Origin of the sequence: Nocardiopsis exhalans (assembly GCF_024134545.1) — a bacterium.
GTDB classification, from domain to species: Bacteria; Actinomycetota; Actinomycetes; order Streptosporangiales; family Streptosporangiaceae; genus Nocardiopsis; species Nocardiopsis exhalans.
The window spans coordinates 3,507,211-3,530,821 of the sequence record NZ_CP099837.1; the positions used below are offsets into that span (position 1 = coordinate 3,507,211).

Below are 23,611 nucleotides of genomic sequence, written 5' to 3' on the forward strand. Positions count from 1 at the left end.
GGTCAGGGCAGTTTCAGCCCTGGTCAAAGCCCGGGTCATGACGTACGTTGCAGGGGTGAACTTTACTGAACTGATGCCAAAGAGTGTGTTTACCGCGACAACTGGCCTGCTTCTGGCCGGTGGGATCCTCCTGGCGGGGCCGGGCGTTGCCGCCGCCGATGACGGCTCCGACAGCCCGGAGAAGGGGTGCGCGGCACTGAGCTCCGACGACAGCGCGAACGTCTACACCGACGACGACAAGAAGGCCGCCAAGGACCTCAACGGCAGGCTGAGCGACGACATGGCGGGCCACATGGACGGCCACCGCGCCTCCTGCGCCCGTGGGGTGGTCGAAACCGCGAAGGAGCGCGGACTCGACGAGAAGGCCGCCTCGATCGCGATGGCCACGGTCATCGTCGAGACCCACCTGGAGAACCTCACCGGCGGCGACCGGGACAGCGTCGGCCTGTACCAGCAGCGCGACCACTACGGCTCCGCGGAGTCCCGACTCGACGTCGCCTGGGCCACCGACGCCTTCTTCGACGAGCTGGAGAACGTCTACCCCAACGAGAGCTGGAACGACGCCTCGATCGGTGTCGTCGCCCAGGACGTGCAGCGCTCGGCCTACCCCGACCGCTACGGCTACCAGGCCGACGACGCCAAGGTCATCGTCGACTACTTCTGGTAGAGCGGTCGGCCGGTTCGTTCTGTACCTCGAAGCCCGGTGCCGGGACGGGGGTGACCCAGTCATCCCCTGGGAAGCAGGGCATGGGTCCCGTGCACGTCGAACCGTCCATAACCCTCGACCTGGTCGGCCCATCGCCCGGTAGCTCCGACGGGGACCCGGTGGCGTTCCCGTTCGGGCTCCTCACGCGTCGACCGCGGCGGCGGACGGCTCAGGGGCTGTCGACGAGGCCGGTGAGTACCCGGCGTACCAACCGTTCGAACAGCACGTGTGTGTCCTGGGAGGCCTCGGTTCCGGTGCCGTGCGCCAACGCGGCGGTGATGAGCGGGTGGCGCTCCTCGGTCGCGGCGGAGGCCAGGTAGGACCCGTGCGCGCGCCGGGGGTCGGCGGGCGGGTGCTGTCGGCCGAGTTCGGTTCGGGCGAACAGCGTCACCATCCCGTTCACCAGTCCGATGGTTTCCAGCTGTGCCGGGTAGGGCAGCGATGTCGGGGCCAGTGCGAGCAGCGACCTCTCCAGGTAGTCCATGCCCCTGGGGCCAAGTGTGGGTGCCGCGGATAGATCGAGCAGCCACGGATGGGACAGGTGTACCTGCTTCGCCCGACTCGCGAGCACAGCGAGGTCCTCGACCGGATCCCCGCTCAGCGGATCACCGAGTTCGATCTCCCCAGCGGCGGCATCGGCCATGAGGTCGAGCAGTTCGTCCCTGGTGGAGACGTAGCGGTACAGCGATGCGGGACCGGTGCCCAGTCGTTTGGCCACCTGTCGCATGGACACCGCGGCGAGCCCTCCCGCGTCGGCCAGCCCCATCGCGACGGCGGTGATCTGCGCTCGGTCGCGCAAGGGCGCGGGGCCGCGCGTGCCCCGTTCGGGGCGGCTCCACACCGTCCTCGGTTCCTCGGCCACCGGCCCCCCGTTTCGTTCTGTTGCGACGCGCCACCTATCCTAATACTGAGAACGATGATCGCAGTATTGGGAGGAGCGGGCACATGGACCAACGGCAGTGGACCCCGACCAGGTGGGCGCGGAACGGCGATGTCCGGCTGGCATTCGACACACTCATCGGCGCGGACGAGGGCGATCCGCTTCTGCTCATCATGGGTCTGGGCGTCAGTCGACTGTGGTGGCCGGACGGCCTGTGCCGAGTACTGGCAGACCAGCGCTTCGCGGTCGCCCGCTACGACCAGCGCGACGCCGGCGAGTCGACGCTCCTGCCGCCGACGAGGACCCGCCTGCCGGTCACCGCGCTACTGGGCAGACGCGGCAAGGCCTACACGGCCGAGGACATGGCCGACGACGCCATCGCTGTACTGGACGAACTGGGGTGGGACTCAGCACACCTGTTCGGAGTGTCCCTCGGCGGGGCCGTGGCCCAGCGAGTCGCGATCCGCCATCCGCACCGCGTCCGCACCCTGACCTCCATGTCGGCGGTGCCCGCGGACGCGGCGGGGCTGGGCACCTTGCGCTATATCAACATCCGGGCCCTCGCCAGGCTCAGCCGCACGCGTTTCCCCGACACCAGGGAGGGCGCCATCGAAGCCAGCCTCGCTGTCGCCCGGTTCTGTGCCTCACCCCATCAGCCCTTCGACGAGGACGAGGAACGCACGAGGGCCGAACGCCTCGCGGACACCGGGGCCCGCGACGCCCAGGCGCAGAGCCGTCAGATCGGGGCCCAGTGGCACGGCCCGGCGATCAGCACCATCACGGCACCCACCCTGGTGCTGCACGGCCAGGATGATCCCTTGATCCGGCCGCGCGCGGCCACCGCGATCGCCGCTCGTATCCCCGGGGCGCGCCTGGTCATGCTGCCGGGCGTCGGGCACGAGGTCTCCGCGCCGGTGTGGCACACCGTCGCTGCGCGGGTACGCGCGCTCGCGGACAACGCGACGGGCCGGACCGGGCCGGGCTCACCCGGGACCCCTTGAGGTGCCGGTATCCCACCGTTTCTCAAGGCCGGGCATGGGTTGCACATGCTCGGCCGCGCACCCCGAACGGTCTTGGACGTGCTGGTTCCCGGCTTACTCAGGCTCCGGGGCGGTGACACGCGTCCTGTGCGTGGTCCGGTCCCGGGAGGCCGGTTTCCTCACGACTCAGTCGTGTGGGTGTGGTCAAGGGTGTGCGGGAGGCCTCAGGCCATCGCTCTGGCGGCAAAGGGGCCCGAACACGGAAACCGCACCGGGTGTCCCGAATCGCACACACCTGGTAACCGCCACTGCGCGGTGCCAGCAAAACCCCCATCACTGCGGGACCCACTCATGCACACGCATACACACCCGCACACGCTCAACGAAGAGCAGCTCGCAACCCCCGGGAGGTGTGTGCTGTCCAGGGGCGTAGAGGCGGCTTCGGCAGCATGTTCTTGCACCTTGCGCCCCCGCGCGGCTGCGGCTCCCACGTGCTGCTCCCCAGCGGAGGCCGATGTGGCCAGCGGTTGGCCTGGTTCCACTTCCGGCGGTTTGTCCCCCTATACGCAGGGCGTCGCGGGGATGCGCGCACAAGGCCCCGGGTATGCCCGGAGGGACTGTACCCCCGACAACACGTGCCCCCGGCAATCAGGAGAGTGAATGGTGGACACCGGCAGCGAGCCCAGTACGCCCGGTTGGAGCGCGGCGGTCAGCGCACTGGCCAGCAGGATCCTCGGCCCGGAGCACCCGGCGATCGTGTTCCGTGAACAGACCGGGCCGGAACGCTTCTTCGAGTACCGCGCCGAGGGCGGGGAGCTCACGGTCACGGCTTCCGATGCCGTCGCGGCCGCCGTGGGCCTGCACGCCTACCTGCGCGAGGTCTGCGCCGTCACCGTGGACTGGGACGCGCACCTGCCGCTACCGGTCCCCGGGTTCGCGGACGCCCCGACCACGCGCCGCACCGCCGAGGTCGACCAGGCCTACTACCTCAACTTCTGCACCACCGGCTACACCTCCCCCTACTGGGGCTGGGACGAGTGGGAGCGCGAGGTCGACTGGATGGCCCTGCACGGGATCACCACACCCCTGACCGCGGTGGGGCACGAGGCGGTCCTGCGCGACGCCTACACCCGACTGGGCCTGAGCGACGAGCAGGCGCGCGCGTTCATCGGCGGCCCCGGTTACCTGCCCTGGCACTACATGGGCAACCTGGACAACTTCGCCGGACCACTGCCCGCCTCCTGGGCCGACAGCCACCTGGAACTGGGCCAGCGGATCCTGAACCGGCAGCGAGAGCTCGGCATGACGCCCGTCCTGCCCGGCTTCACCGGGCACGTCCCGCCCGAGATCGCCCGGGAACGGCCGGGCGAACACACCCGGACCCGTAGCTGGCAGAAGCTCGTCACCCACGTGCTCGACCCCGCCGATCCCCTGTACGCGGAGATCGGCGCGCAGATCACCCGCAGTCAGATCGAACTGCTCGGCACCGACCACCTGTACGCCATCGACCCCTTCATCGAGATGGTCCCGGTCGACGCCGACATCACCTTCCCCGGAGCCGTCGCCGACGCCACCCTCGAAGGGCTCGTGCGTGCCGACCCCGAGGCCGTGTGGGTGCTGCAGAGCTGGCCGTTCTCCTACCAGCGTTCCTTCTGGAGCGATGAGAGGGTCGCCGCCTTCCTCGACGCCATCCCCGCCGAACGCCTCCTGCTGCTCGACCTGTTCGGTGAGCGCGAGCCGCAGTGGTCGCGGTTCGACTCCTTCGGGGACAAGAGCTGGATCTGGTGCGCGCTGCTCAACTTCGGCGGCCGCACCGACCCCATGGCCAACCTCCAGCGCACCCTCGACGGGATCAACGCCGCCAAGGGCGCCCGCAACCGCCCCACCGGGATCGGGCTGGCCATGGAGGCCACCCGCAACAACCCGGCCTTCTTCGACCTGGTCATCGACCAGGCGTGGCAGCGGAATGAGGACGTGGAACGCGACTGGCCGCCCGGGTTCGTGCGGCGCCGTTACGGCAGAGGGCACGACCCCGCCCTGCTGGAGGGCTGGCGGGGTCTGCTGGCCACCCTCCACTCGGTGCCGGGGAACTTCCGCTACCCGGCCGACGAGTACGGGATCCTGGGCCACCGCCCGCACTACCGGGACCTGGCCGACCCGGAGAACCTGCGCGCCCGGGTCAGCGCCCGGCTCTGGTACGACTGGCCGGACCTGACCGCGGCCTGGGAACAGCTGGTCGGCGCGGCCGAGCGCACTCCGGAACTGGCGGACGGGGCCCTGGGCAGGGACCTGGCCGACGTGGCCATGGCGGCCATACTCCGGGTCTTCGACCAGCGCTACCTGAACCTCGTCGAGCGGGCGGGCGAGGGGCCCGATCTGAAGGAGGGGCCCGGTTTCAAGGAGGAGCTGAACGGACTCCTGGCGGTGGTCGAGGACCTCGATTCGCTCCTGGCCGCCCGGCCCGAGTACCACTACCAGCGCTGGGAGGACCAGGCCGTCGCGTGGGCGCGGACCCCGGAGGAGCGACGGGTGCTGGTCGACAACGCCCGCCGGATCCTCACGGTGTGGACCACCATCGGTGACGGAGAGCTCGACGACTACGCCAGCCGCCTGTGGGCCGGGTTGGTCGGCGACTACTACCGTTCCCGCTGGGAGCTGTGGGGCCAGGGGCTGGAGCGGGCCGCTACCGATCGGGCCGGGGCTGCGGACGAGCTGGAGCGGGCCCTGATCGAGCGGGAGGAGGCCTTCCTGGTGAACGGAGTTTCGCACCCGTCGCAGCAGGGCGGTGGCGTGGTCAACCGCTCCCGAGCGCTCCTGGATCGCTACGGCCGGACGGACCAACCCTGACCCCTGGCTTCCTGATCCCGAACCCACGGTCCTGAACCGCTGAACCCGAAACCCTGACCCCGGGCGCCCTCGGCTCCGGACGCTCGGCTCAGGCCGGGGTCTCCGGCTCGGGCAGCCCGGCAAAACTGCCCGAAAACAGTCCGGAAAACCCATGGCGGCGGACGCCGGGACGGCACTAGGTTGCCCGCATGGTTGACACTGATCGGACACGGACCGAAGCGGCACCGGTGTGGGACGCCGAGATGGCACAGAGCTACGACACCCCGGGGGAGGGGATGTTCGCGCCCGAGAAGGTCGACCCGGCAGTCGCCCGGTTAACCGAGCTCGCCGAGGGCGGCGCGGTGTTGGAGTTCGCGGTCGGCACCGGCCGAATCGCGGTGCCGCTGGCGCGGAGCGGGGTCCCGGTCACCGGGATCGAGCTGTCCGAGGCGATGGTCGAGCAGCTGCGGACGAAGGCCGACGGGGACACGGTCCCGGTGGTGATCGGTGACATGGCCACCACCCGGGTGGCGGGCGACTTCTCGCTGGTCTACCTGGTCTACAACACCGTCTCGAACCTGCTCACCCAGGCCGAGCAGGTCGAGTGCTTCCGCAACGCGGCCCGGCACCTGGAGCCCGGCGGACGGTTCGTCGTGGAGTTGGGCGTGCCCAGCCTCAGACGGCTTCCGCCCGGTCAGGACGGGTTGGTGTTCGCGCACCGGGACGGGTACGTGGGGCTGGACACCTTCGACCTGAAGAACCAGCACCTGGTCTCGCACCACATCAGCTTTACGAAGGGGCGCGAACCCCGGGTGATCCGGGTGAAACAGCGGTACGTCTGGCCCGCCGAACTCGATCTCATGGCGCACATCGCCGGTTTCGAGCTGGAGTCCCGGCACGCGGACTGGCAGGGGAGCGAGTTCACTGGCGACTCCGGCTCCCACGTGTCCGTCTACCGGCTGCCCGGGGCTGACTGAGCACGCGCCTGAGCATGGGTAACCGAGTGCGTGCCCGAGCAGGGGCGGGGAGAACCCAGAACGAGGGGCTGCGTGGCCCTCAGGTGAGCGCGAACATGGACACGGCCCCACCCACGGTCCCCGCGCGCCGTTGCGCGGGCGTGAGTGGGGCCGGTCAGGCGTCGCGGCGGGTGAAGAACAGGGTCGCAGCGGTCCCCACCGCCAGCAGCCAGCCGCACAGGACCAGTGACCCGGTCCAGGGCGTGAACACGGTGTCGGCCCCCGGCAGGTAGAGCAGCTGTCCGGCCCGGTCCGGCAGCCAGCGCGCGTGCTCGGTGAGCCCGCCGAGCAGCGGTGAGACGACCAGGACCAGGGCCAGCACGAGCACCAGCGGCGGCAGGAGTGAGCGCGCCATCACCGCGAGCAGATGGGCCAGCAACCCGAGCAGGGCCAGATAGACCGCCGCCCCGGCCAGCCGCCAGGGGGAAACCCCGCCGAGCAGGCTCCCCTCCGCGACCAGCCACGCGCCCGCCAGAGCGGCACCCACGGCCGCGGCCCCGGTGAGAGCGCTGACAACCAGGCAGGCGGCGGACTTGGCCACCAGCACCGCACCGCGCCTCGGGGCCGCGGTCAGGGTGGTGCGGATCTGACCGCCGGCGTACTCGCTGGCCGCGGCCAGGACCCCCAACAGCACAGTGCCGATCTGGAGGAACACGATCAGACCGAAGACGGTCGAGGCCGCGTCCACCGGACCGTGCTCGGGGTCGGCTGTGAGCGCTGCCATCCCCGCGGAGACCGCGATGGTGCCCAGCACCGTGGCGCGGGCCGCGGGCAGGGTGATGAGCTTGACCAGTTCGGCGGCGAAGGTGCGTGCGACCTCGATTCCGGGTTCGGGTTCGAGAACGGGGTCGGGGAAACGCGTGGGTACGGGGACGCGCTCGGCATCGGAACCGGGCGCCGCACGGCGGCTCACGCGTCCCTCCGGTTCAGGACGACGGCGGCGACGACCAACAGCCCGGCCGTCCAGGCCGCCATCACCAGCCCGCCCGGCAACGGGTCGAGCAGGAGGTCGGGGTCGACGAACAGGTCCGGGTCCGGGCCGAGCACCATGGCGGTCCCGGCGAGGTCCGGCAGGTACCGGGCCAGGCGGGTGACGTCCGACAGCAGCAGCGAGAACGACACCAGGGAGCTGTTCACGATGAGCAGGATCAGCGGAATGATCCCGTTGCGTGTCAGGGTGGTCAGCCCCAGGGCGAGCAGCGCGGTCAGTGCCCAGTAGGCGAAGACACCGAGCGAGCGGGCCGCGAACTCGGCGGTCCCCACGGTTTCGGTCGCCGCGTCCCCGATGACGGTCCGGGCCAGGATGAGGCTGGCCGGGACCGCTACGGCGGTGGTGAGCGCCAACAACACCGTGACGACGGCGGCCTTGGCTGCCAGCACGGACAGGCGGCTCGGGGCCGCGGTGAGGGTGGCGGTGATCTGCCGCCCGCCACCGGCGTCGCTGCTGTTGGCGGTGTACTCGCTGCTGATGACGACCACACCGAGGACCACCGCGCCCACGGTGCCCAGCGGTACGGCCGCGAAGACGGTCTCGATCGGTGAGGTGTCGGCGATGAGCTCGGGGTTGCCCGACGCCACGGCGTTGCGGACGCTGAACGAGTTCAGCAGGGTGACCGCGAGCGACCCGAGGACCGCCACCGCCAGCCCGGCGAACACGGCGGGCAGGGTGAGGGCCTTGCGCGTCTCCGCGCTCACCTGACGGAGAAGGTTCACCGGTGGCCCCCGTCGGATGCGTGACCCCCGGGGGGCCGGTGGGATTCATAGTCCCCGGCGGCTCCAGGGGCTCCGGCATCCCCGTCCGCTCCACGGCTCCTGTCGGATACGTGGGCCCCATCGGTCAGGGCGAAGAAGGCCTCCTCCAGGTTGCCGTACCCCGCGGTGACCTCGTGCAGCGGTCCGGTGGCGGCGATCCGGCCCCTGGAGATCACCACGAGGTCGTCCGCGATCTCCGCGACCTCGCTCATCAGGTGGCTCGACAGCAGCACCGTGCCCCCGGCGTCGGCGTGGGCGCGCAACAACCGCCGGAGCCACCGGATGCCCTCCGGGTCCAGGCCGTTGACCGGCTCGTCCAGCACCAGAACCCCGGGTTCGCCGAGCAGCGCCGCGGCCAACCCGAGACGCTGCCCCATTCCCAGGGAGAACCGGCTCACCCGCGTCCGACCCGCGTCGGCCAGCCCGACCTGCTCGAGGACCTCCCCGACCCGTCGGCGCGGAATGCCGTTGCTGCGCGCCACCCAGGCCAGGTGGTCGCGGGCGGTCCGGGACCGGTGCGCCCCGGAACCGTCCAGTACCGAACCCACCGTCCGCAGCGGCGAGCGCAGACTCCGGTAGGGGAGCCCGTCGACCAGCGCGCTGCCGCTGGTAGCCCGGCCCAGTCCCAGCAGAATCCGCAGTGTGGAGGACTTGCCGGCGCCGTTGGGGCCGAGGAAGCCGGTCACCCGGCCGGGCTCGGCGCGGAAGGTCACGTCGGAGAGGATGACGCGGGACCCGCGCCGTTTGTTGAGGTTGTCTATGGACAGCATGGCGCCATGCAAACACCGCGGCCCCGGGCCGGGCATCGGGCCGTGGACCGGACCTGGCCGCCCGACCGGGACCCCGGTCTCTCAGACCCGGGTCCGATGTCCAGCCGGAAGTGCGCTCCTAGAATCAGGACGGTGCAGAACCTCAGACCGTCCCGAGCCCCGCGCCTGTGGCTGATCCCCGTACTGGCGCTCTGCGCCGTGGCCCTGGTGGCCCTGACCACGGGCAGCGGCGGCAGCGGCACCGCCGTCCTCGCCCTGATGGCGGTGGTCGCCTCGGCCGCCACCGGGGTGACGACGTGGACGGTGCTGCGCGCCCGCCGCCAACGCGAGGAGTACGAACAGCGACTGGCGGCCTGGGCGGGGGAGCGGGCCGTCCAGGAGGAGCGGATCCGGATCGCCCGTGACCTGCACGATCTGGTCTCCCACGGGCTCGGCACCGTCACCGTGCGCGCCGCGGCGGCGGCCAGGGCGACCGGCCCGGCGGGTCCCGAGGAGCGGGTCACCGCGCTGGCCGACATCGAGGAGGTCAGCAGGCGCACCACCACCGAGCTGCGACGCATGCTCACCGTACTGCGCTCCACCGACCCCGAGACCGCCCCGGTACGGCCCGCCGAGACTCTGGAATCCCTGCCCGGGATCGTCCGGGCAGCACAGGACCAGGGCCTGACCGTCACCCTCGACCTGCCCGAACTCGGCTCGGTCTCACCCGGGGTGCAACTCACACTCTGCGCCGTGGTCCGCGAGGCGCTCAACAACACCGCCCGACACGCGGGACCCACCACGGTCCGGGTGAGCGTGCGCCGAGCGGAGCGCTCGATCCTGGTCTCCGTGGCCGACGACGGACCGGCAGCCGACTGGGAACCCCGCCCGGGCGCCGGTTACGGGCTCATCGGCCTGCGCGAACGCGTCCGTGCCCTCGGCGGCACCCTCGACACCACCGGCCCCGGGGGAGAGAGCGCAGCGGGCTCGGACTCCCCGGTCACCAGTTCCGCCGAACTCGATTCCACGGGTACGGCCTCCACGGGCACCGGCTCCTCGAACTCCGGTTCTCCGGAGACAGGTCCTTCGGGAACCGGCTTCGTGCTCACCGCGCGGATCCCCGACCGGGAGGCGCCGTGACCGGGACCGACCTCGACACCAGAACCAGCAGCACCGCGAACCCGGCCCCAAGGGTGCTGGTCGTGGACGACCAGCCCCTGCTTCGGCACAGCCTCACCCTGCTCATCGACGCCGCCCCCGGCATCTCCGTGGTCGGCCAGGCGGGCACCGGGCGCGAGGCCGTGGCGCTCAGCCGCGACCTGGCCCCCGACGTGGTCCTCATGGACATCCGCATGCCCGGCGGCGACGGGATCGAGGCCACCCGGTCGATCACCGCCGACCCCGACCAGGCCCGAACCAGGGTGCTGGTGCTGAGCATGTTCGAACTCGACGAGTACGTCCACGCGGCCCTGCGAGCCGGGGCCAGCGGGTTCCTGCTCAAGGACGCCCACCCCGACCAGCTGGTCGACGCCATCCGCCGCACCCACGCCGGGGAGTCCCTCCTGGCGCCCAGCATCCTCACCCGGGTGGTCGAGCATTTTTTGCACGGCCCCGGCGCAGCCCCCGCGCGAGGGCTCGACGGTCTCACCGAACGCGAAACCGAGGTCCTGGCCCTGGTCGCCCGCGGGCTCTCCAACGCCGAGATCGCCGCCGCACTCACCATCTCTGTCAAGACCGTCAAGACCCACATCGGTCACCTGCTCGCCAAACTCGCTGCCCGCGACCGCGCCCAGCTGGTCATCGCCGCCTACGACAGCGGCCTGGTCACCCCGCCCTGACCCGGTTCCCTGTACCCCGGTGCGGTGGCCCGCGTACACGATGGCGGTGCTGTTCCTCGGGTACGCGCTGGGCAAGGCCGTCCGCGCCGTGCAGGGGCGGCTCGGCTTCCCGGGCGGGCCGGACCCCTCCGCCGGGGACTACGAGCGGTACTCCCAGGTGGTGGATGTGGCCACGGCCCAGGGGCGGCGGTGGCCACTGGACTCTTCGCCGTCGCGCTGGTCCTGGCAACGGTGATCACTGCGGGCCGCCGGATTCCGCGCCCGCTGATGCTCCGGGCCGAACCCGGGCCGGGGCGATTGGCGCTGCGCGATGACCACTACTGGCTCTCGATGTACGCGGACGGGGTCGGAACAGCGCAGCTCATCGCTCTGTGGTCACTGGCGGCCAGCTCCGCTCACTCACTGGTCTACCTGCCGATCCGGGCCAACCGGGCTCCTGGCGGCGGTGAGAGCGAGAGTGAGCCGGTCATGCTCGACCTCGTCCTGGCCCACCACAGCCTCCAGTTCCCGGCCTCCTCCTGGAAGGGGGTGCGCGCAAGGCTCGGCCGGGGCGCGCCCCACACCGCCTCCACCCCGGACGACGACATACCCGGCTACGCTGACATCGACCACGCACGACACTGGTACCGGGAGTACCGGGACCACTTCGACTTCGATAGCGCCGCGCACACCCTCTTCACCAAGGGCAGCGCCCGCGCTTTCCGCGAGTACGGCGCCGAACTGCGCCTACTCGCGGACGACGGCCCCGCCCAACTGCAGTACGTCTCGGAAACCGGATACTTCGACGTCGAGCTCGACCACGGCAGTCCGCACGGGCGCTCCCGCTCCCCGTGGAACGTCCCCGGAAGCCTTTACATCCATTACTGCGCGCCCTGGCCCGTTTGATCGGCACCTTCGCTCCCGGGTTCCGGGAACTGACTTCGGGGAAGGGTTCCTGAGGCATCGGACGTCGACGCGAGGGGGCGTGATGGCCAGGCGTGAACAGGCCCGGTACCCGGCCGGGGTGCCCTGCTGGGTGGAGCTCACCGAAGCCAACGGCGAACTCTCGACCTCGTTCTTCGGGGACCTGTTGGGATGGCGGTTCGAGGACCGCGCACCCGAGGGCGCGGCGGCGCCGTACTTCGTGGCGAGCCTGCCCGACCAGGACGGGGACGTCGCGGGGTTCGGCTCACTGCTGGCCGAACCCGTCCAGAACCCGGTGTGGACCACCTACGTGCGGGTGGACAGCGCTGATGAGTCGGCCGAGCGGGTGAGCACGGCCGGTGGCACCGTCCTCCAGGGGCCGACGGACGTCGAGGGCATCGCCCGGGTGGCGGTCTGCGCCGACCCCGCGGGGGCCCGGTTCGGCCTCTGGGAAGCGCGGGGGAGCGGCGGCGCCCACCTGGTGAACCGGCCCGATACCTGGAACTTCAGCAACCTCGTGACCTCCGACCCCGAGGCGGCGGCCGACTTCTACGGGAAGGTGTTCGGCTGGCGGACCCAGAACGTGCGGTTCGGGGGCGGGGCGCAGGACGCCACGATGCTGCTTCTGCCGGGATACGGCGACTTCCTGGAGGAACTGGCGCCGGGCACCAAGGACCGGCACACCGAGTCCGGTGCACCCGAGGGGTTCTCGGACGCGGTCGGCTGGCTGTCCGCGGTGCCTTACGAGGCTCTCGCCGAAACCGTCGCGCAGTGGGCGGTGGAGTTCTCCGTCGCCGACGCGGAGTCGGTCCTGATCCGCGCGGCACAGCTCGGCGGCACCGTCATCACACCCCTGGCCGACATGGGCGGTATGCGCTACGGCGCCTTCCAGGACCCGAGGGGCGCGGCCATGGCGGTCAACGAGTTCCATCAGCCGCCCACCTGAGCGGGGCGGAGGCCCGAGGCGCCGCGTTCAACGATACGCGAGCGGTGTCCGGCTGTTCCGCGTCCGCTTTTTCTGGCTCGCAGTCCTGTGGCCCCAGCCCGCTGGCCCGTGCCCCACGTCCTGCGGCCTGGGATCCGGGTTTCGCACCCCTGTGTGCCCCGAGTCCCGAAACCCTGTGGGGCGGGGCTGATCGGCCAGTGCGGGGGCACGAGTCCGGAGCCGGGCCGGGTGGAGTTGTCCACAGGCGAAAGATCACCCCTTGCCGCCGGTGAACCCGCTGCGCAGACTTGGATTCGGGAGAGCCGTCCATCCCGCCTCTCCCCTCCATCGAGCAGTAGGGACGGTCATGCCGGAAGCCATGTTCGACACGCACGCCTGCCTCGACGCGGTCGTGATCTACACCGACCGGGTCGAGGAGTGCCGGAACTTCTACGCCTCGCTCGGCCTGTCCTTCGGCGAGGAGCGCTACCCCCTCGCGGACGGGCTGATGCGCTACTCCTGCCGGATGCCCCTGGGCCCCGTCCTGGAGATCCACCCGACCACGCACGACCACCGCACCAGCGACCTTCGGCTGAGCCTCGCCCTGGCAGGGGCTGATACCAACCCACCGCTCTCCCCGGGCGAGCACCTGCTCACCGACCCCGACGGCCGCAAGGTTGACGTGACCGTCCTGTGAGCCCGCGCCTCCGACCCCGTCCCGTACCCCGACCTCGAACCCGTTGCCCTCCCCGGCGCCAGCCCTCGCACCGTCCCTGGCCGCTGCCTCCTCACTGGTATTCGTGCCTGCGCGGGGCCAGCGCTGGGTGAGTTTCGGGGAGACGGTGGTCCACACGTCGGCTCGGCAGGTCAGTCCGTAGGAGCCGGGTCCCGGTGCCGAAACCCGGCTGGTCCTGGGCCGCCGGGTACGTGAGAACGGCCTGACCGCCCACGCCGAGGCCGAGGACCAGGGGGTTCCGGTGGGGCGGCCCCGGTGTGTTCGCTGATCCGGGCTCTGGCTATGGTTTCTCGAAGCCAGAGAGTGAGGGGCGGTCATGCCGACAACCACCGGAACCACCGCGGGGGTGCGGGACGTCCACGCGTACCAGCGCGGGGCCTGGCGGTCCCTGCTCGTCGTGTGCCTGGGCATGATGATGACGTTCGTCAACATCACCGCCACGTTCGGCGCGCTGGCCTCCATCCAGCGCGACCTCGCCCTGACGCCGACCGCCGTGGTCTGGGTGACCAGTGCCTACTCCCTCGCGGTCGCCAGCCTGGTGCTGTCCGCGGGAACCCTCGGCGACGCCCTCGGGCGGCGCGCGGTGTTCGTCGCTGGGGTCACCCTGATGGGGCTGGGCAGTCTGGGCGCCTACCTCAGCGACTCGGCACTCCCCCTGATCTCCGCGCAGGCGGTCATGGGCGCGGGCGGCGCACTGGTCCTGCCCAACAGCCTGGCCCTGGCCGCCCACCCCTTCCGCGAACCCCACCGGCGCACCCAGGCGATCAGCGCGTGGGTGGCGTGCTCGGGGCTGGGCCTGGCCGCCGGTCCGGTCGTGGCGGGCGCGCTGATCGCCCTGTACACCTGGCACGAGGTCTTCCTCATCAACGTCGTCCTGGCCGTGGTCGTCCTGGCCCTGACCCCGTTCCTGGTGCTGGACAGCCGTCAGCCCGGGCGGACCCTGGACGTGCCCGGACTGGTCCTGGGCGCCCTCACGGTCACGGCGCTGACCTACGCGGTGATCGAGGGCGGCGAGGCCGGGTACGCGTCCGCGTGGGTGCTGACCGCCTACACCGTCTTCGCTTTCGCCCTGGCCGGGTTCGTGGCGGTCGAACTCCGCCGCCGCGACCCGATGCTCGACCTGGGCCTGTTCCGCTCGGCGTCGTTCAGCACCGTGATGGTCACGGGTGCGGCCGCGATGTTCGCGTTCACCGGGGCGCCGATGGTCCTGGTCCTGTACCTGGACCGGGTCCAGCAGGTTTCCGCCCTGGGGGTGGGTCTGCGGGTGCTGCCGCTGTTCTGCGTGTACATCCTGGTCAGCCTCCTGGCGGCGCGGGTGGTGCGCCGCTTCGGTTTCCGGGTGACCCTCACGACGGGCCTGCTCGTGTGCTCGGCCGGGACCCTGCTCCTGTACGCCTGGTTCGCCACCGGTGCGGGGGTGCCGCTGTGGGCGGCGCTGTCGGTGATCGGCCTGGGCGGAGGGCTCACCCTGGCCCCGACCACGGCGGCCGCGGTGGCCGGGGTCGAACACGACCGGGGCGGGATGGCCAGCGCCACCGTCAACATGTTCCGCCAGTTCGGCGCGGTGCTGGGGGTGAGCGTGCTGGGCACGGTCCTGGCCGTCACCGGGTCCTACACCCTGACCCTGCTGATTCCCTGCGTGCTGATGGCGGTCACCGCGGTGGGCACCGCCGCGCTCGTGGAGGGGCGTCTCGGTAGGTGAGCCCTCTTGTGGGCACTCACAAGAGGGCCTGTGCGGGTGCCCGGAGAGAGCTCGGCAGGAGGGCGCGGCGGAGCGCTCAGAGGTCGCGGGTCACCTGGGGCACGGACTCCACCCGGGCGACGTCGGCGCTGATCTCTCCCGCCGCGGCCAACAGCAACGGCGGATGGTGCTGGATCAGGTGGTCCAGCGAGTTCTCGGCGGAGTGGGTGTTGACGTTGACCGCCGCGAACACCCGGCCCTGGCCATCTCGCCGCGGCGCCGCCACCGAGCGGATCCCCAGTGCCAGGTGTTCGTCGGTCAGCGCCCACCCGCGGGCCGCACCTCGCGCAGCACCGCGTCGCGCTCGTCCTGGTCGGGCCGCCACCGGGGCTCCAGCCCCGAGCGGGTCGGCTCGTCGAGCACCCCGGCCACCCCGGCAGCGCGGACAGCAGCACCTTGCCCAGGGAGGTCGGACGCCCCGGTACCACATGGTTCTCGCGGTCTTCGCGGTCCTCCTAGCCGGCGTGGGTGCTCGCGTCCCGGTAGTCGGTGTAGGTGTAGGGGTTGTCCAGTACCTTCGACTCGGGGATGTCCGGGTTCATGCCCGCGGCCCACTCCTGCTCGCCGATGGTGGAACGCAGATAGTCGACGGTGGCGCCCACATCCGCGCGTACCGCCGCCAGGTCCGCGTCCACGAGCCGGTGCTTGTACTTGACCACCCGGCCGTCCACCAGCACCGTGTGCACGTCACCGCGCTGAGCCTGGAAGACCACGTGGCCGTAGGGGTTCAGGATCGGGAACGAGACGGGGGAGTCGTCGTTGCGGAGGAGCACGAGGTCGGCCTTGGCCCCGGGGGCGATCCGGCCCAGGTCGTCGCGGCCCAGCGCGGCCGCCCCGCCCCGGGTGGCCCATTCCGTCACCTGTGCCGCTCGCAGCGCCGAGTGCGTGACGGTGTTTCCCTGGCGCTGCGCCTCCAGGTGCTCGCGGGAGCGGTCGGCGCTCAGCGTGGAACGCATGGCGCTGAACAGGTCGCCGCTCCACCACACGCTCGTGTCCATGGACAGCGATACCGGGATGTCGTGCCTGCGGAGCCTCCAGGTCGGCGGGTAACCCTGACCGGCGCTCTGCTCGCTCTCGGCGGACACCGACACCGAACCGCCGGTCGCGGCGATGCGCTGGTAGGAGTCATCCGACAGCGAGGCGGCGTGCACGTAGATGGTCTCGGGTCCCATGAAACCGTTCTCGTGCATGAGCTTGATGCTGTTGTCGCCGGTGGCGCCCCACACCCCGGCGTGCGTGGTGACGGGCAGCCCCAGCTCCCGGGCCACCTCGAAGGCGGGCTTCTCGGGGAAGGACGGGTCGCCGGTGACGTCGAAGGCGATCTGGAGGTCGAACAGGTCACCGCCGCGGTGGCGCTCCACGAAGGACCGGAACTCGGGGGTCGCGCTCCACTCGGCGGGAGCCTGCTGGATGTTGCCGTAGGCCAGCACGTAGCGGCCGGGCACCGACTTCAGGCCCTCCACCGCGGCTTCGGCGTGGTCCGGGGTCTGTAGCCCGTGGGACCAGTCCACGACCGTGGTCACCCCGGCCTCCAGCGCTTCCAACGCGGCGAGGGTGTTGCCCGCGCGCACGTCCTGGGGGCGGAAGTGCCTGCCGTGCTCCAGGTAGTTCCACACGAAGTACTGGGTGAGGGTCCAGTCGGCGCCGTAACCGCGCATGACCGTCTGCCACATGTGCCGGTGGGTGTCGATCATCCCCGGCATGACGATGCCGCCGCGTGCGTCGATCTCCGCGGTGCCGACGGGAACCGACAGGTTCGGGCCCACCGCGCTCACCCGGTCGTCGACGACCAGGACGTCGGCGCCGTCCAGGACGGTTCGTGCGGCGTCCATGGTCAGGACCGTACCGCCGCGCAGTACGACGGGGCGGCCCGAAGGCAGACCTGACGGGAAATCGGTGTGCGTGCTCATGGGGGTCTCCCTAAGGTTGTGGGTGTTCGGGTTGACGCTATCCGGCCCAGACACGGTTCCATCACCGATATGTCGGACGAAGGCCCGCTGTGCGAAGGTGTTCCCCGGGGCATCCCCACTCGTCGGCGTCCGTCAGGAGAACACCGCATCCCGGAAAGCGGCCACCGTAATCGGCATGAACCACCTGCGCGATATGCCCCTCAACGACGGTCCTCGAATGGTTTTCGGGTTCCCTGGCCCCGCGGTGGCCGGGTGGCTTCTTCGGTCTCCTGTCCGGGGATGATCTTGCTACCAGAAGCAAGTTCGGCGCCGAACTTGCTTCTGGTAGCAAGATCACCGGGGATCTGAGGGTTAGGGAAACAGCGGACAGTCCCGAGTGCGGGTTTCGGGCACCCGTACCGACCCTGTATCGACGGGCTGGACCTGGACCCGGGCACGCTGAAGCCGCGCTGAGGGCTCTGCCCCAGCGCGGCTGATCAACTTTCCCTCCCGGCTCCTACCGCAGGCGCGGGGTCCGCGGCGGTTCCTGGCGGCGCTCTCCCGTCGCCTCGAAAGCCGCCGCGATACGCAGCAGGCGCGCGTCGTCGTAGGCACGTCCAGCGAAGGTGAGCCCCACCGGCATGCCGGTGTCGGGCATCGTGCCCATCGGGACCGTCACCGTGGGGATGCCCAGGTGACGCCAGACCAGGTTGCCGTTGGCCACCCACACCCCGTTGCTCCAGGCGATGTCGGCGGACTCCGGGTTCACGTCAGCGTCGGCCGGAGCCACGTCGGCCACCGCCGGGAAGGCGATCGCGTCCAGGCCCAGCTCGTCCAGCCAGTCCTCGAAGTCGATCCGACGGGTGCGCTCCAAGCCCCGGACACCCTCTTCCAGGTGCGGGATATCGGTGAACGAGGAGATCCCTGTGCGGCGCACGAACTCCGGGTAGGCGGCGATGTCGTCGTCGAACCCGTGGTAGCGGTCCGGCAGCGCGCCCGGGACGTCCGGGAAGATCCGCGTGCCGTCCACCTGGCCCAGATCGTTCAGCTTCGGGTCGCCGTTGGCCTGGAGGAAGTCCTGCCAGGCCCACGCCGACAGGTCCAGCAACTCGCGGTCCAGATACTTCCGGCTCACCAGCCCCCGGGACCTGACGGTGGGGGCGCCCGGGCGGTCGCCCTCGTAGTTGGTCACCACCGGCAGGTCGGTGTCCTGGACCGAGACCCCGGAGGCCTCCAGGTCGGCCCGGGCCTCCTCCCACAACCGCAGCACGCTGGGCCGGGTCGCCACCCGCTGCCCGGTCGGCCCGCCGACACCGGGGTTCTCCGCGGTACCCGCCTCCGGATCCCGGCCGGTGTAGAGCCGTGGAGCGCCGATCCGCAACCCGGACAGCGCCTGCCGCCCCGCGTCGGCGTCGGCCACGGCCAGGTCGGAGAAGCGGGCGGGCCGCACCCTGGACGCCGGAGGGATCTCGATCCACGGCTGGCAGCGCCAGAAGTCCCCGCGGCTCTCGGTGTCGTCCGCGACGACGACCTCCAGCAGCTCCAACATGTCCGCCATGGTGCGGGCGTGCGGAACCACCACGTCCATGGTGGGCACCAGCGGCCAGTTCCCCCGGATGGAGATCGCGCCCCAGGACGGGGTGTAGGCGCACAGCGCGTTGTTGGACGCGGGCGCGCGCCCCGACGACCAGGTCTCCTCGGCCAGGCCGAAGGCCGCGAAGCTGGCCGCGGTCGCGGTCCCCGAACCGTTGGAGGAACCGGAGGCGAAGGCCGAGGTCAGGTAGTCGCCGTTGTAGGGGCTCTCGGCGCGCCCGTACACACCGCGCTGCATGCCGCCGTTGGCCATGGGCGGCATGTTGGTCAGCCCGATCAGCACCGCCCCGTTCTCCCGCAACCGTCCCACGGTGAACGAGTCGCGCTGGGCGATCAGGTCCTCGAAGGCGGGCGACCCGGCCGCGACGGTCAGACCGCGGGCCTGGTAGCTGTCCTTGGCGGTGAAGGGGATGCCGTCCAGCGGGCCCAGGGCCTGCCCGCGCGCCCGGCGTTCGTCGGACTCCCGGGCCTCGGCGAGGGCCTCGGGGTTCATCACCACCATGGCGTTGAGCCGGATCCCGCTCTGGTCGTAGGCCTCGATCCGGGCCAGGTAGGCGCGCACCAGCGCCTCGCTGGTGACCCGTCCCCGTTCCAGGTCCGTGCGCAGCTGCGCGATCGGGGTCTCGACGACGTCGTAGTACTCGGTCATAGCGTTGTTCTCGGTCACAGGGTCCTCCACTGGGCTCGCGGGGCGGGCTGCTGCTGGGTGATGCAGTGGATGCCGCCACCGAAAAGGAAGATGTCGCGGGCGTCGACCAGTTCGACCCGCCGACCCGGGTAGGCCTCGGCCAGGATGCCCGCGGCGACCTCGTCCCGCGGGTCGTCGAAGGCGCACAGCACCACGACCCCGTTGGCGACGTAGTGGTTGATGTAGGACCAGTCGACGAACTCGCCGTCCTCGTCCCGGATCTCCTCGGGCGCCGGTACGTCCACGATCCGCAACGGCTCGCCGTCGGTGTCCACGGCCTGCTCCAGAACCTTGCGCAGGTCCCGGGTGACCTGGTGGTCCGGGTGGCGGGGGTCGTCCTGGCGGTGCAGCAGCACGGTGCCGGCCTCGGTGAAGGCGGCCACGATGTCCACGTGCCCGCGGGTGCCGAACTCGTCGTAGTCGCGGGTCAGCCCGCGCGGCAGCCACACGGCGTGGGCGGTGCCCAGCCTGGCGTGGACCTCCGCCTCGACCTCCGCCCTGCCCAGGTCCGGGTTGCGCCCCGGGTCCAGCTGGACGGTCTCGGTGAGCAGGACCGTGCCCGAACCGTCCACGTGGAAGCCGCCGCCCTCGTTGACCAGCGTGCTCGGCATCCGGCGGACCCCGGCGAGCTCGGCCATCCGGCCGCCCACCAGCCGGTCCGACTCCCAGGCCGCCCACCCCTGGCCGCCCCAGCCGTTGAACACCCAGTCCACGCCCCGGACCTCACCGCCCGGCCCGTGTACGAAGGTCAGCCCGATGTCGCGCATCCAGGCGTCGTCCAGCGGCATCACCGCGGTTTCGATCCCGCCGCCGAGCAGAGCCCGGGCCGCCTCGGCGTCCTCGGGCGCGACCGCCACCGTCACGGGCTCGTGGCGGGAGATGGTGCGCGCCACCGTCGCCCACGCCCTGCGGGCCCGCTCCAGGGTGTCGCTCCCGGGTCGGCCGAAGGTGTCGTTGGCGGGCGGGAACGCCATCCACGTGCGTTCGTGCGGTGCCCACTCCGGTGGCATCACCGTGGCGGGCGAGGCGCCGCCGGACTGGTCGGCGGACTTGTGAGCGAACATCTCAATCCTTGTCATGAAAGCAGGGCGCCGGTGGTCCCGGGACCCGGAGCGGGGCCGGACCCGTGGTGGATCCGGCCCCCGCACCTCGAGCCTCTAGCTCTCGGTGGGGTACTCCGTGGTCTCGAACCGGCGCCGGAAGAACTCGGGGCCGCGCAGGTACTGCACGACCATGGCCGCGCCCCCGATCACGAAGACGGCGACCCCCAGGACGAACACCAGTCCCACCCCGCCGATCTGCGATCCGGAGCCGTAGGCCGGGTCCATGGAGTCCCAGGCGGTCTGGAAGAAGAAGACGAGCAGCAGGAGCCCGCCCAGCAAGGGTGCCACCACCTTGGTCGCCAGGCTCCGCAACGACGCGGTGGCCTCACGGCGGAAGTACCAGACGCACGCGAGGGCGGTCACGCCGTAGTAGAAGCAGACCATCATGCCCAGCGTGGTGATGGTGTCCCACAGGACGTTCTCGGAGACCACGCGCATCACCGCGTAGAAGACCGAGGCGATCACCACCGCCACGACCGTCGCGTACCCGGGTGTCTTGTGCACCGGGCTGACCCGGGCGTACTTCGGGGAGAGCGCCCCGTAGTGGCCCATCGCGAGCATCGTGCGCGCCGGGGAGATCATGGTGGACTGGAGTGAGGAGGCCGAGGAGGACAGCACCGCCAGCGACATCAGGACCGCGAAGGGACCCATCACCGGACCGGCCAGCGCCGCGAAGATGTTCTCCTGGATGTCGGGGTTGCCCAGGCCGAACTCACCGTCGGAGACACCCGCGAAGGAGAGGGTGGCCACCGACACCGCCATGTAGAGCGCCACGACCACCAGGATGGTGGCGATGGCCGCCTTGCCCGGGGTGCTCGTCGCGCCGCGGCTCTCCTCGTTCATCGTCACGACCACGTCCCAGCCCCAGTAGATGAAGACCGAGAGCGCCACTCCGGCGGCGAAGGCGGAGAAGGACTCCACCCCGAACGGGTTGAACCACTCCAGCCGCACCGGGGTGGCATCGAACGCAGATCCAGCGCTGACCTGCATGAACGCGGCGATCGAGAACCACGCCAGCACCACCAGTTGGAAGGTGACCAGGATGTACTGGAAGGCCTTGGTGGCCTCCAGTCCCCGGTAGGAGATCCATGCGGCGGCCGCCATGAAGGCCAGGCAGGTCGCGATGTTGATCGGCACGTTGCGGGTCAGGGCGGCGATCTGCTCCTGCCCGGTCAGCTGTGCGATCGCCAGGTAGAAGAAGTCGACCGCGATGCCCGCGAGGTTGGACAGCACCAGGATGGTCGCGGCCAGCAGACACCAGCTGGCCATCCACCCGATCCAGGGGCCGAAGGCCCGGGAGGCCCACGTGAAGGTGGTGCCCGAGTCCGGCATGGCCTTGTTGAGCTGCCGGTAGCCGATCGCCACCAGCAGCATCGGAACGAAACCGACCAGCAGGATCGCGGGCAGGCGCTCACCGACGGCCGAGGCGGTCGGGCCCAGGGCGCCGGAGAGCGTGTAGGCCGGGGCGATGGTGGAGACGCCGATGACCAGACCTCCCAGGAGCCCGATGGCTCCCTTGCTGAGGCCCTTCCAGTTGTTCGGAGTGTCGGCACCTGCCTGCGCGGGCCGATCGGTGGTGTGGGTCATGGGTACTTCCTGATGGTCGCCGGGATGGGTGTCGGCGCCGACGGAGCGACGCCGCGGGAACCGGTGAGCGGGGTGGGCCGAGCTCACCAGGGGGCGGGGTTCACGCGCCGTTGCGTTTCCCCAGGGACGGCGGGTGACGGCGGGTGTCCGATCGCGATATCACCGAACACCCACCCGGGTCATCCGTCTCAGCCGTTTGCGGCGAGGATGGCCTCCGCGGCGCGACGGCCCTGGCGCAGCGCCCCGTCCACGTGCTGGTAGCCCTCGGCGGCCAGGTCCGAGCAGGCCCAGCTGATCGGGCCCACCGGGGTGCTCTGGTCGGCCCCGTAGCGGTGCAGCCCGCCCAGGTCGTAGCTGGCGGCGTAGGCGCCACGGGTCCACTCCTCGGAGGCGAAGTCCGACTCGAAGTACACGGTCGGCTCCAGTGCCTCCTCGCCGAGGTAGTTGGCCAGGGAGCGCAGGATCGCGGCGCGGCGCCGCGCCGCGGGCTGGCGGAAGAGGCCGTCGGCGATCTCGTCGGAGACGAAGGCGACCAGGGTGCCGCGGGTGTCCCCGTGGTTGGTGTTGTCGTACACCTCCTGGCACAGCTCCTTGGCGCCGAAGCCGGTGCCGGACAGGCCCTTGTCCCGCCAGAACGGGCGCTCGTAGACGGCGTGCACCTTGATGACCAGACCCATCGAGGTGTGCTGGTGCATCTGCTGCTGGAGCCACGGCAGGGCGGGCTCGAAGGAGATCCGCGAGTAGAGGTTGGGCGGCACGGCCACGACCACGTGGTCGGCGCGCACGGTCACGCGCTCGGACCGGACCAGGACCCGGCCGTCGGCCTCGTCCTCGCTCCAGCGGATGGTCCGCACCGGGGTCTCCAGGAAGACCGTGCCCTCCTCCAGGGCGGCGGCGATGTTCTGCGAGACCGACTGCATACCGCCCACCACACGGCGGTCCAGGATGAAGTCCTCGTCCACGAGGTTGGAGAACGACCCGGCCGAGGCGGCCATCAGGACCGCCTGGAGCGCGGAGAACGCGTGGGCGGGCTTGGTGAGCATGCCCCCGGCCATGAAGATGCCGATGTTCTCCCGGGCGGCCTCGTCGTCGGTCTGCTGGCGCAGCCACTCGGTGAACGTGACGGTGTCCAGCTCGCGGGCGAGCGGGTGGGCCCAGGGGCGCTCGACGCCGATCTCGGCGACCAGCTTGTCCAGGGTCGCGATGACCCGCTCCATCTCGGCCTCGGTGTGCTCACCGGCGGGGAACATGTCGCCGGTGAACTCGTGCCGGGAGCCGTCGGCGGCCAGGTAGACGCTCGCGCCCTCGCGGTGGCGGGGGTAGGTGCTCATCCCCAGCTCGTCCAGGAGCCCGAGGAGCTCGGTCTGGTCGGGCGAGACCCACTGGCCGCCGATCTCCAGGAAGGCGCCGTCGATCTCGCGGGACCAGGTGCGACCGCCCACGCGGTCCCGGGCCTCCAGGACCGCCACGGACCGGCCGGAGGCCTGGAGGGTGCGTGCGGCCATCAGCCCAGCGGGGCCGGCGCCCACGATCACGACATCACGATCGAGGATCTCGTCGCTGCCGATGACGTGTGTGCCACTCATGGGTGTGCTCCTTCGAACATCAAAATGAACTGCATTCATTAACAGGGAAGACGCCCCCGATGTCAAGTGGCTCACACTCACCATCAGGGGTCGAAGAGGCCGGTCAGCGGGCT

At 71.0% G+C, this 23,611-nt stretch carries 21 protein-coding genes; 11 read left to right on the forward strand and 10 right to left on the reverse strand.

Annotated features, from left to right (window positions below):
• Window positions 1–73 precede the first annotated feature (73 nt).
• Window positions 74–667, forward strand: a complete 594-nt coding sequence (locus tag NE857_RS15400) for a hypothetical protein (RefSeq protein WP_254421620.1) — start codon at window positions 74–76, stop codon at window positions 665–667.
• 208 nt (window positions 668–875) lie between these two features.
• On the opposite strand, the gene NE857_RS15405 is transcribed toward NE857_RS15400, so the two are convergent.
• Window positions 876–1,568, reverse strand: a complete 693-nt coding sequence (locus NE857_RS15405) for a TetR/AcrR family transcriptional regulator (RefSeq protein WP_254421621.1) — start codon at window positions 1,566–1,568, stop codon at window positions 876–878.
• A gap of 83 nt (window positions 1,569–1,651) precedes the next feature.
• Here NE857_RS15405 and NE857_RS15410 point away from each other — a divergent pair, with 83 nt between their 5' ends.
• The 3 genes from NE857_RS15410 (at window position 1,652) to NE857_RS15420 (ending at window position 6,369) form a co-directional block, all read left to right on the forward strand.
• The gene (locus NE857_RS15410) at window positions 1,652–2,587 is read left to right on the forward strand and encodes an alpha/beta fold hydrolase (RefSeq protein ID WP_254421622.1); all 936 of its coding nucleotides are present in this window, start codon (window positions 1,652–1,654) and stop codon (window positions 2,585–2,587) included.
• Between the two features lie 639 nt (window positions 2,588–3,226).
• Window positions 3,227–5,413 (forward strand): alpha-N-acetylglucosaminidase, encoded by a 2,187-nt coding sequence (locus NE857_RS15415; RefSeq protein ID WP_254421623.1) that lies wholly within the window; start codon window positions 3,227–3,229, stop codon window positions 5,411–5,413.
• Between the two features lie 188 nt (window positions 5,414–5,601).
• Window positions 5,602–6,369 carry a class I SAM-dependent DNA methyltransferase gene (locus NE857_RS15420; protein ID WP_254421624.1) on the forward strand — a complete coding sequence of 256 codons (768 nt, stop codon included), beginning with the start codon at window positions 5,602–5,604 and terminating at the stop codon, window positions 6,367–6,369.
• A 154-nt stretch (window positions 6,370–6,523) separates the two neighbouring features.
• Here the strand turns inward: NE857_RS15420 and NE857_RS15425 are convergent, their stop codons facing one another.
• Genes NE857_RS15425 through NE857_RS15435 form a run of 3 tightly spaced genes read right to left on the reverse strand, consistent with a single transcriptional unit; the run spans window position 6,524 to window position 8,930 of the window.
• Window positions 6,524–7,321 (reverse strand): ABC transporter permease, encoded by a 798-nt coding sequence (locus tag NE857_RS15425; RefSeq protein ID WP_254421625.1) that lies wholly within the window; start codon window positions 7,319–7,321, stop codon window positions 6,524–6,526.
• Entirely contained in the window at window positions 7,318–8,103 is a 786-nt protein-coding gene (locus NE857_RS15430) for an ABC transporter permease (RefSeq protein WP_254421626.1), read from the reverse strand. The genes NE857_RS15425 and NE857_RS15430 overlap by 4 nt, the downstream gene beginning before the upstream one ends.
• Window positions 8,104–8,117: 14 nt before the next feature.
• Complete coding sequence (locus NE857_RS15435; protein WP_254421627.1) at window positions 8,118–8,930, reverse strand: ABC transporter ATP-binding protein; 813 nt, start codon at window positions 8,928–8,930, stop codon at window positions 8,118–8,120.
• Between the two features lie 132 nt (window positions 8,931–9,062).
• Between NE857_RS15435 and NE857_RS15440 the strand changes: the two genes are divergently transcribed.
• The 7 genes from NE857_RS15440 (at window position 9,063) to NE857_RS15470 (ending at window position 15,013) form a co-directional block, all read left to right on the forward strand.
• On the forward strand, window positions 9,063–10,049 hold the full coding sequence (locus NE857_RS15440; RefSeq protein ID WP_254421628.1) for a sensor histidine kinase: 987 nt from the start codon (window positions 9,063–9,065) through the stop codon (window positions 10,047–10,049).
• On the forward strand, window positions 10,046–10,747 hold the full coding sequence (locus tag NE857_RS15445; protein ID WP_254421629.1) for a response regulator: 702 nt from the start codon (window positions 10,046–10,048) through the stop codon (window positions 10,745–10,747). Before NE857_RS15440 ends, NE857_RS15445 begins: the two co-directional genes overlap by 4 nt.
• 19 nt (window positions 10,748–10,766) lie before the next feature.
• Complete coding sequence (locus NE857_RS15450; RefSeq protein ID WP_254421630.1) at window positions 10,767–10,982, forward strand: hypothetical protein; 216 nt, start codon at window positions 10,767–10,769, stop codon at window positions 10,980–10,982.
• On the forward strand, window positions 10,937–11,632 hold the full coding sequence (locus NE857_RS15455) for a hypothetical protein (protein WP_254421631.1): 696 nt from the start codon (window positions 10,937–10,939) through the stop codon (window positions 11,630–11,632). The genes NE857_RS15450 and NE857_RS15455 overlap by 46 nt, the downstream gene beginning before the upstream one ends.
• Window positions 11,633–11,714: 82 nt before the next feature.
• Window positions 11,715–12,596 (forward strand): VOC family protein, encoded by an 882-nt coding sequence (locus NE857_RS15460; RefSeq protein WP_254421632.1) that lies wholly within the window; start codon window positions 11,715–11,717, stop codon window positions 12,594–12,596.
• A gap of 346 nt (window positions 12,597–12,942) precedes the next feature.
• On the forward strand, window positions 12,943–13,272 hold the full coding sequence (locus NE857_RS15465) for a hypothetical protein (protein WP_254421633.1): 330 nt from the start codon (window positions 12,943–12,945) through the stop codon (window positions 13,270–13,272).
• Between the two features lie 355 nt (window positions 13,273–13,627).
• Window positions 13,628–15,013 (forward strand): MFS transporter, encoded by a 1,386-nt coding sequence (locus NE857_RS15470; RefSeq protein ID WP_254421634.1) that lies wholly within the window; start codon window positions 13,628–13,630, stop codon window positions 15,011–15,013.
• A gap of 76 nt (window positions 15,014–15,089) precedes the next feature.
• Here the strand turns inward: NE857_RS15470 and NE857_RS15475 are convergent, their stop codons facing one another.
• From NE857_RS15475 to NE857_RS15500, 6 genes are all read right to left on the reverse strand, one after another.
• On the reverse strand, window positions 15,090–15,278 hold the full coding sequence (locus NE857_RS15475) for an IclR family transcriptional regulator C-terminal domain-containing protein (protein WP_254421635.1): 189 nt from the start codon (window positions 15,276–15,278) through the stop codon (window positions 15,090–15,092).
• 229 nt (window positions 15,279–15,507) lie between these two features.
• The gene (locus NE857_RS15480; RefSeq protein ID WP_254421636.1) at window positions 15,508–16,962 is read right to left on the reverse strand and encodes an amidohydrolase family protein; all 1,455 of its coding nucleotides are present in this window, start codon (window positions 16,960–16,962) and stop codon (window positions 15,508–15,510) included.
• A 496-nt stretch (window positions 16,963–17,458) separates the two neighbouring features.
• A complete protein-coding gene (locus NE857_RS15485; protein ID WP_254421637.1) occupies window positions 17,459–19,201 on the reverse strand; it encodes an amidase in 1,743 nt (580 codons plus the stop codon).
• A complete protein-coding gene (locus NE857_RS15490; protein ID WP_254421638.1) occupies window positions 19,198–20,286 on the reverse strand; it encodes an agmatine deiminase family protein in 1,089 nt (362 codons plus the stop codon). Before NE857_RS15490 ends, NE857_RS15485 begins: the two co-directional genes overlap by 4 nt.
• A 93-nt stretch (window positions 20,287–20,379) precedes the next feature.
• On the reverse strand, window positions 20,380–21,912 hold the full coding sequence (locus NE857_RS15495; protein ID WP_254421639.1) for an APC family permease: 1,533 nt from the start codon (window positions 21,910–21,912) through the stop codon (window positions 20,380–20,382).
• Window positions 21,913–22,100: 188 nt separating this feature from the next.
• Window positions 22,101–23,498 carry a flavin monoamine oxidase family protein gene (locus NE857_RS15500; protein ID WP_254421640.1) on the reverse strand — a complete coding sequence of 466 codons (1,398 nt, stop codon included), beginning with the start codon at window positions 23,496–23,498 and terminating at the stop codon, window positions 22,101–22,103.
• Window positions 23,499–23,611: the final 113 nt, after the last annotated feature.

Bases quoted from the DNA above. Each gene is read 5' to 3' on its own strand.
- NE857_RS15400 (WP_254421620.1), top strand. From the start codon at position 74: ATGCCAAAGAGTGTGTTTACCGCGACAACTGGCCTGCTTCTGGCCGGT.
- NE857_RS15410 (WP_254421622.1), top strand. From the start codon at position 1,652: ATGGACCAACGGCAGTGGACCCCGACCAGGTGGGCGCGGAACGGCGAT.
- NE857_RS15415 (WP_254421623.1), top strand. From the start codon at position 3,227: ATGGTGGACACCGGCAGCGAGCCCAGTACGCCCGGTTGGAGCGCGGCG.
- NE857_RS15420 (WP_254421624.1), top strand. From the start codon at position 5,602: ATGGTTGACACTGATCGGACACGGACCGAAGCGGCACCGGTGTGGGAC.
- NE857_RS15435 (WP_254421627.1), bottom strand. From the start codon at position 8,930: ATGCTGTCCATAGACAACCTCAACAAACGGCGCGGGTCCCGCGTCATC.
- NE857_RS15460 (WP_254421632.1), top strand. From the start codon at position 11,715: ATGGCCAGGCGTGAACAGGCCCGGTACCCGGCCGGGGTGCCCTGCTGG.
- NE857_RS15465 (WP_254421633.1), top strand. From the start codon at position 12,943: ATGCCGGAAGCCATGTTCGACACGCACGCCTGCCTCGACGCGGTCGTG.
- NE857_RS15470 (WP_254421634.1), top strand. From the start codon at position 13,628: ATGCCGACAACCACCGGAACCACCGCGGGGGTGCGGGACGTCCACGCG.
- NE857_RS15480 (WP_254421636.1), bottom strand. From the start codon at position 16,962: ATGAGCACGCACACCGATTTCCCGTCAGGTCTGCCTTCGGGCCGCCCC.
- NE857_RS15490 (WP_254421638.1), bottom strand. From the start codon at position 20,286: ATGTTCGCTCACAAGTCCGCCGACCAGTCCGGCGGCGCCTCGCCCGCC.
- NE857_RS15495 (WP_254421639.1), bottom strand. From the start codon at position 21,912: ATGACCCACACCACCGATCGGCCCGCGCAGGCAGGTGCCGACACTCCG.
- NE857_RS15500 (WP_254421640.1), bottom strand. From the start codon at position 23,498: ATGAGTGGCACACACGTCATCGGCAGCGACGAGATCCTCGATCGTGAT.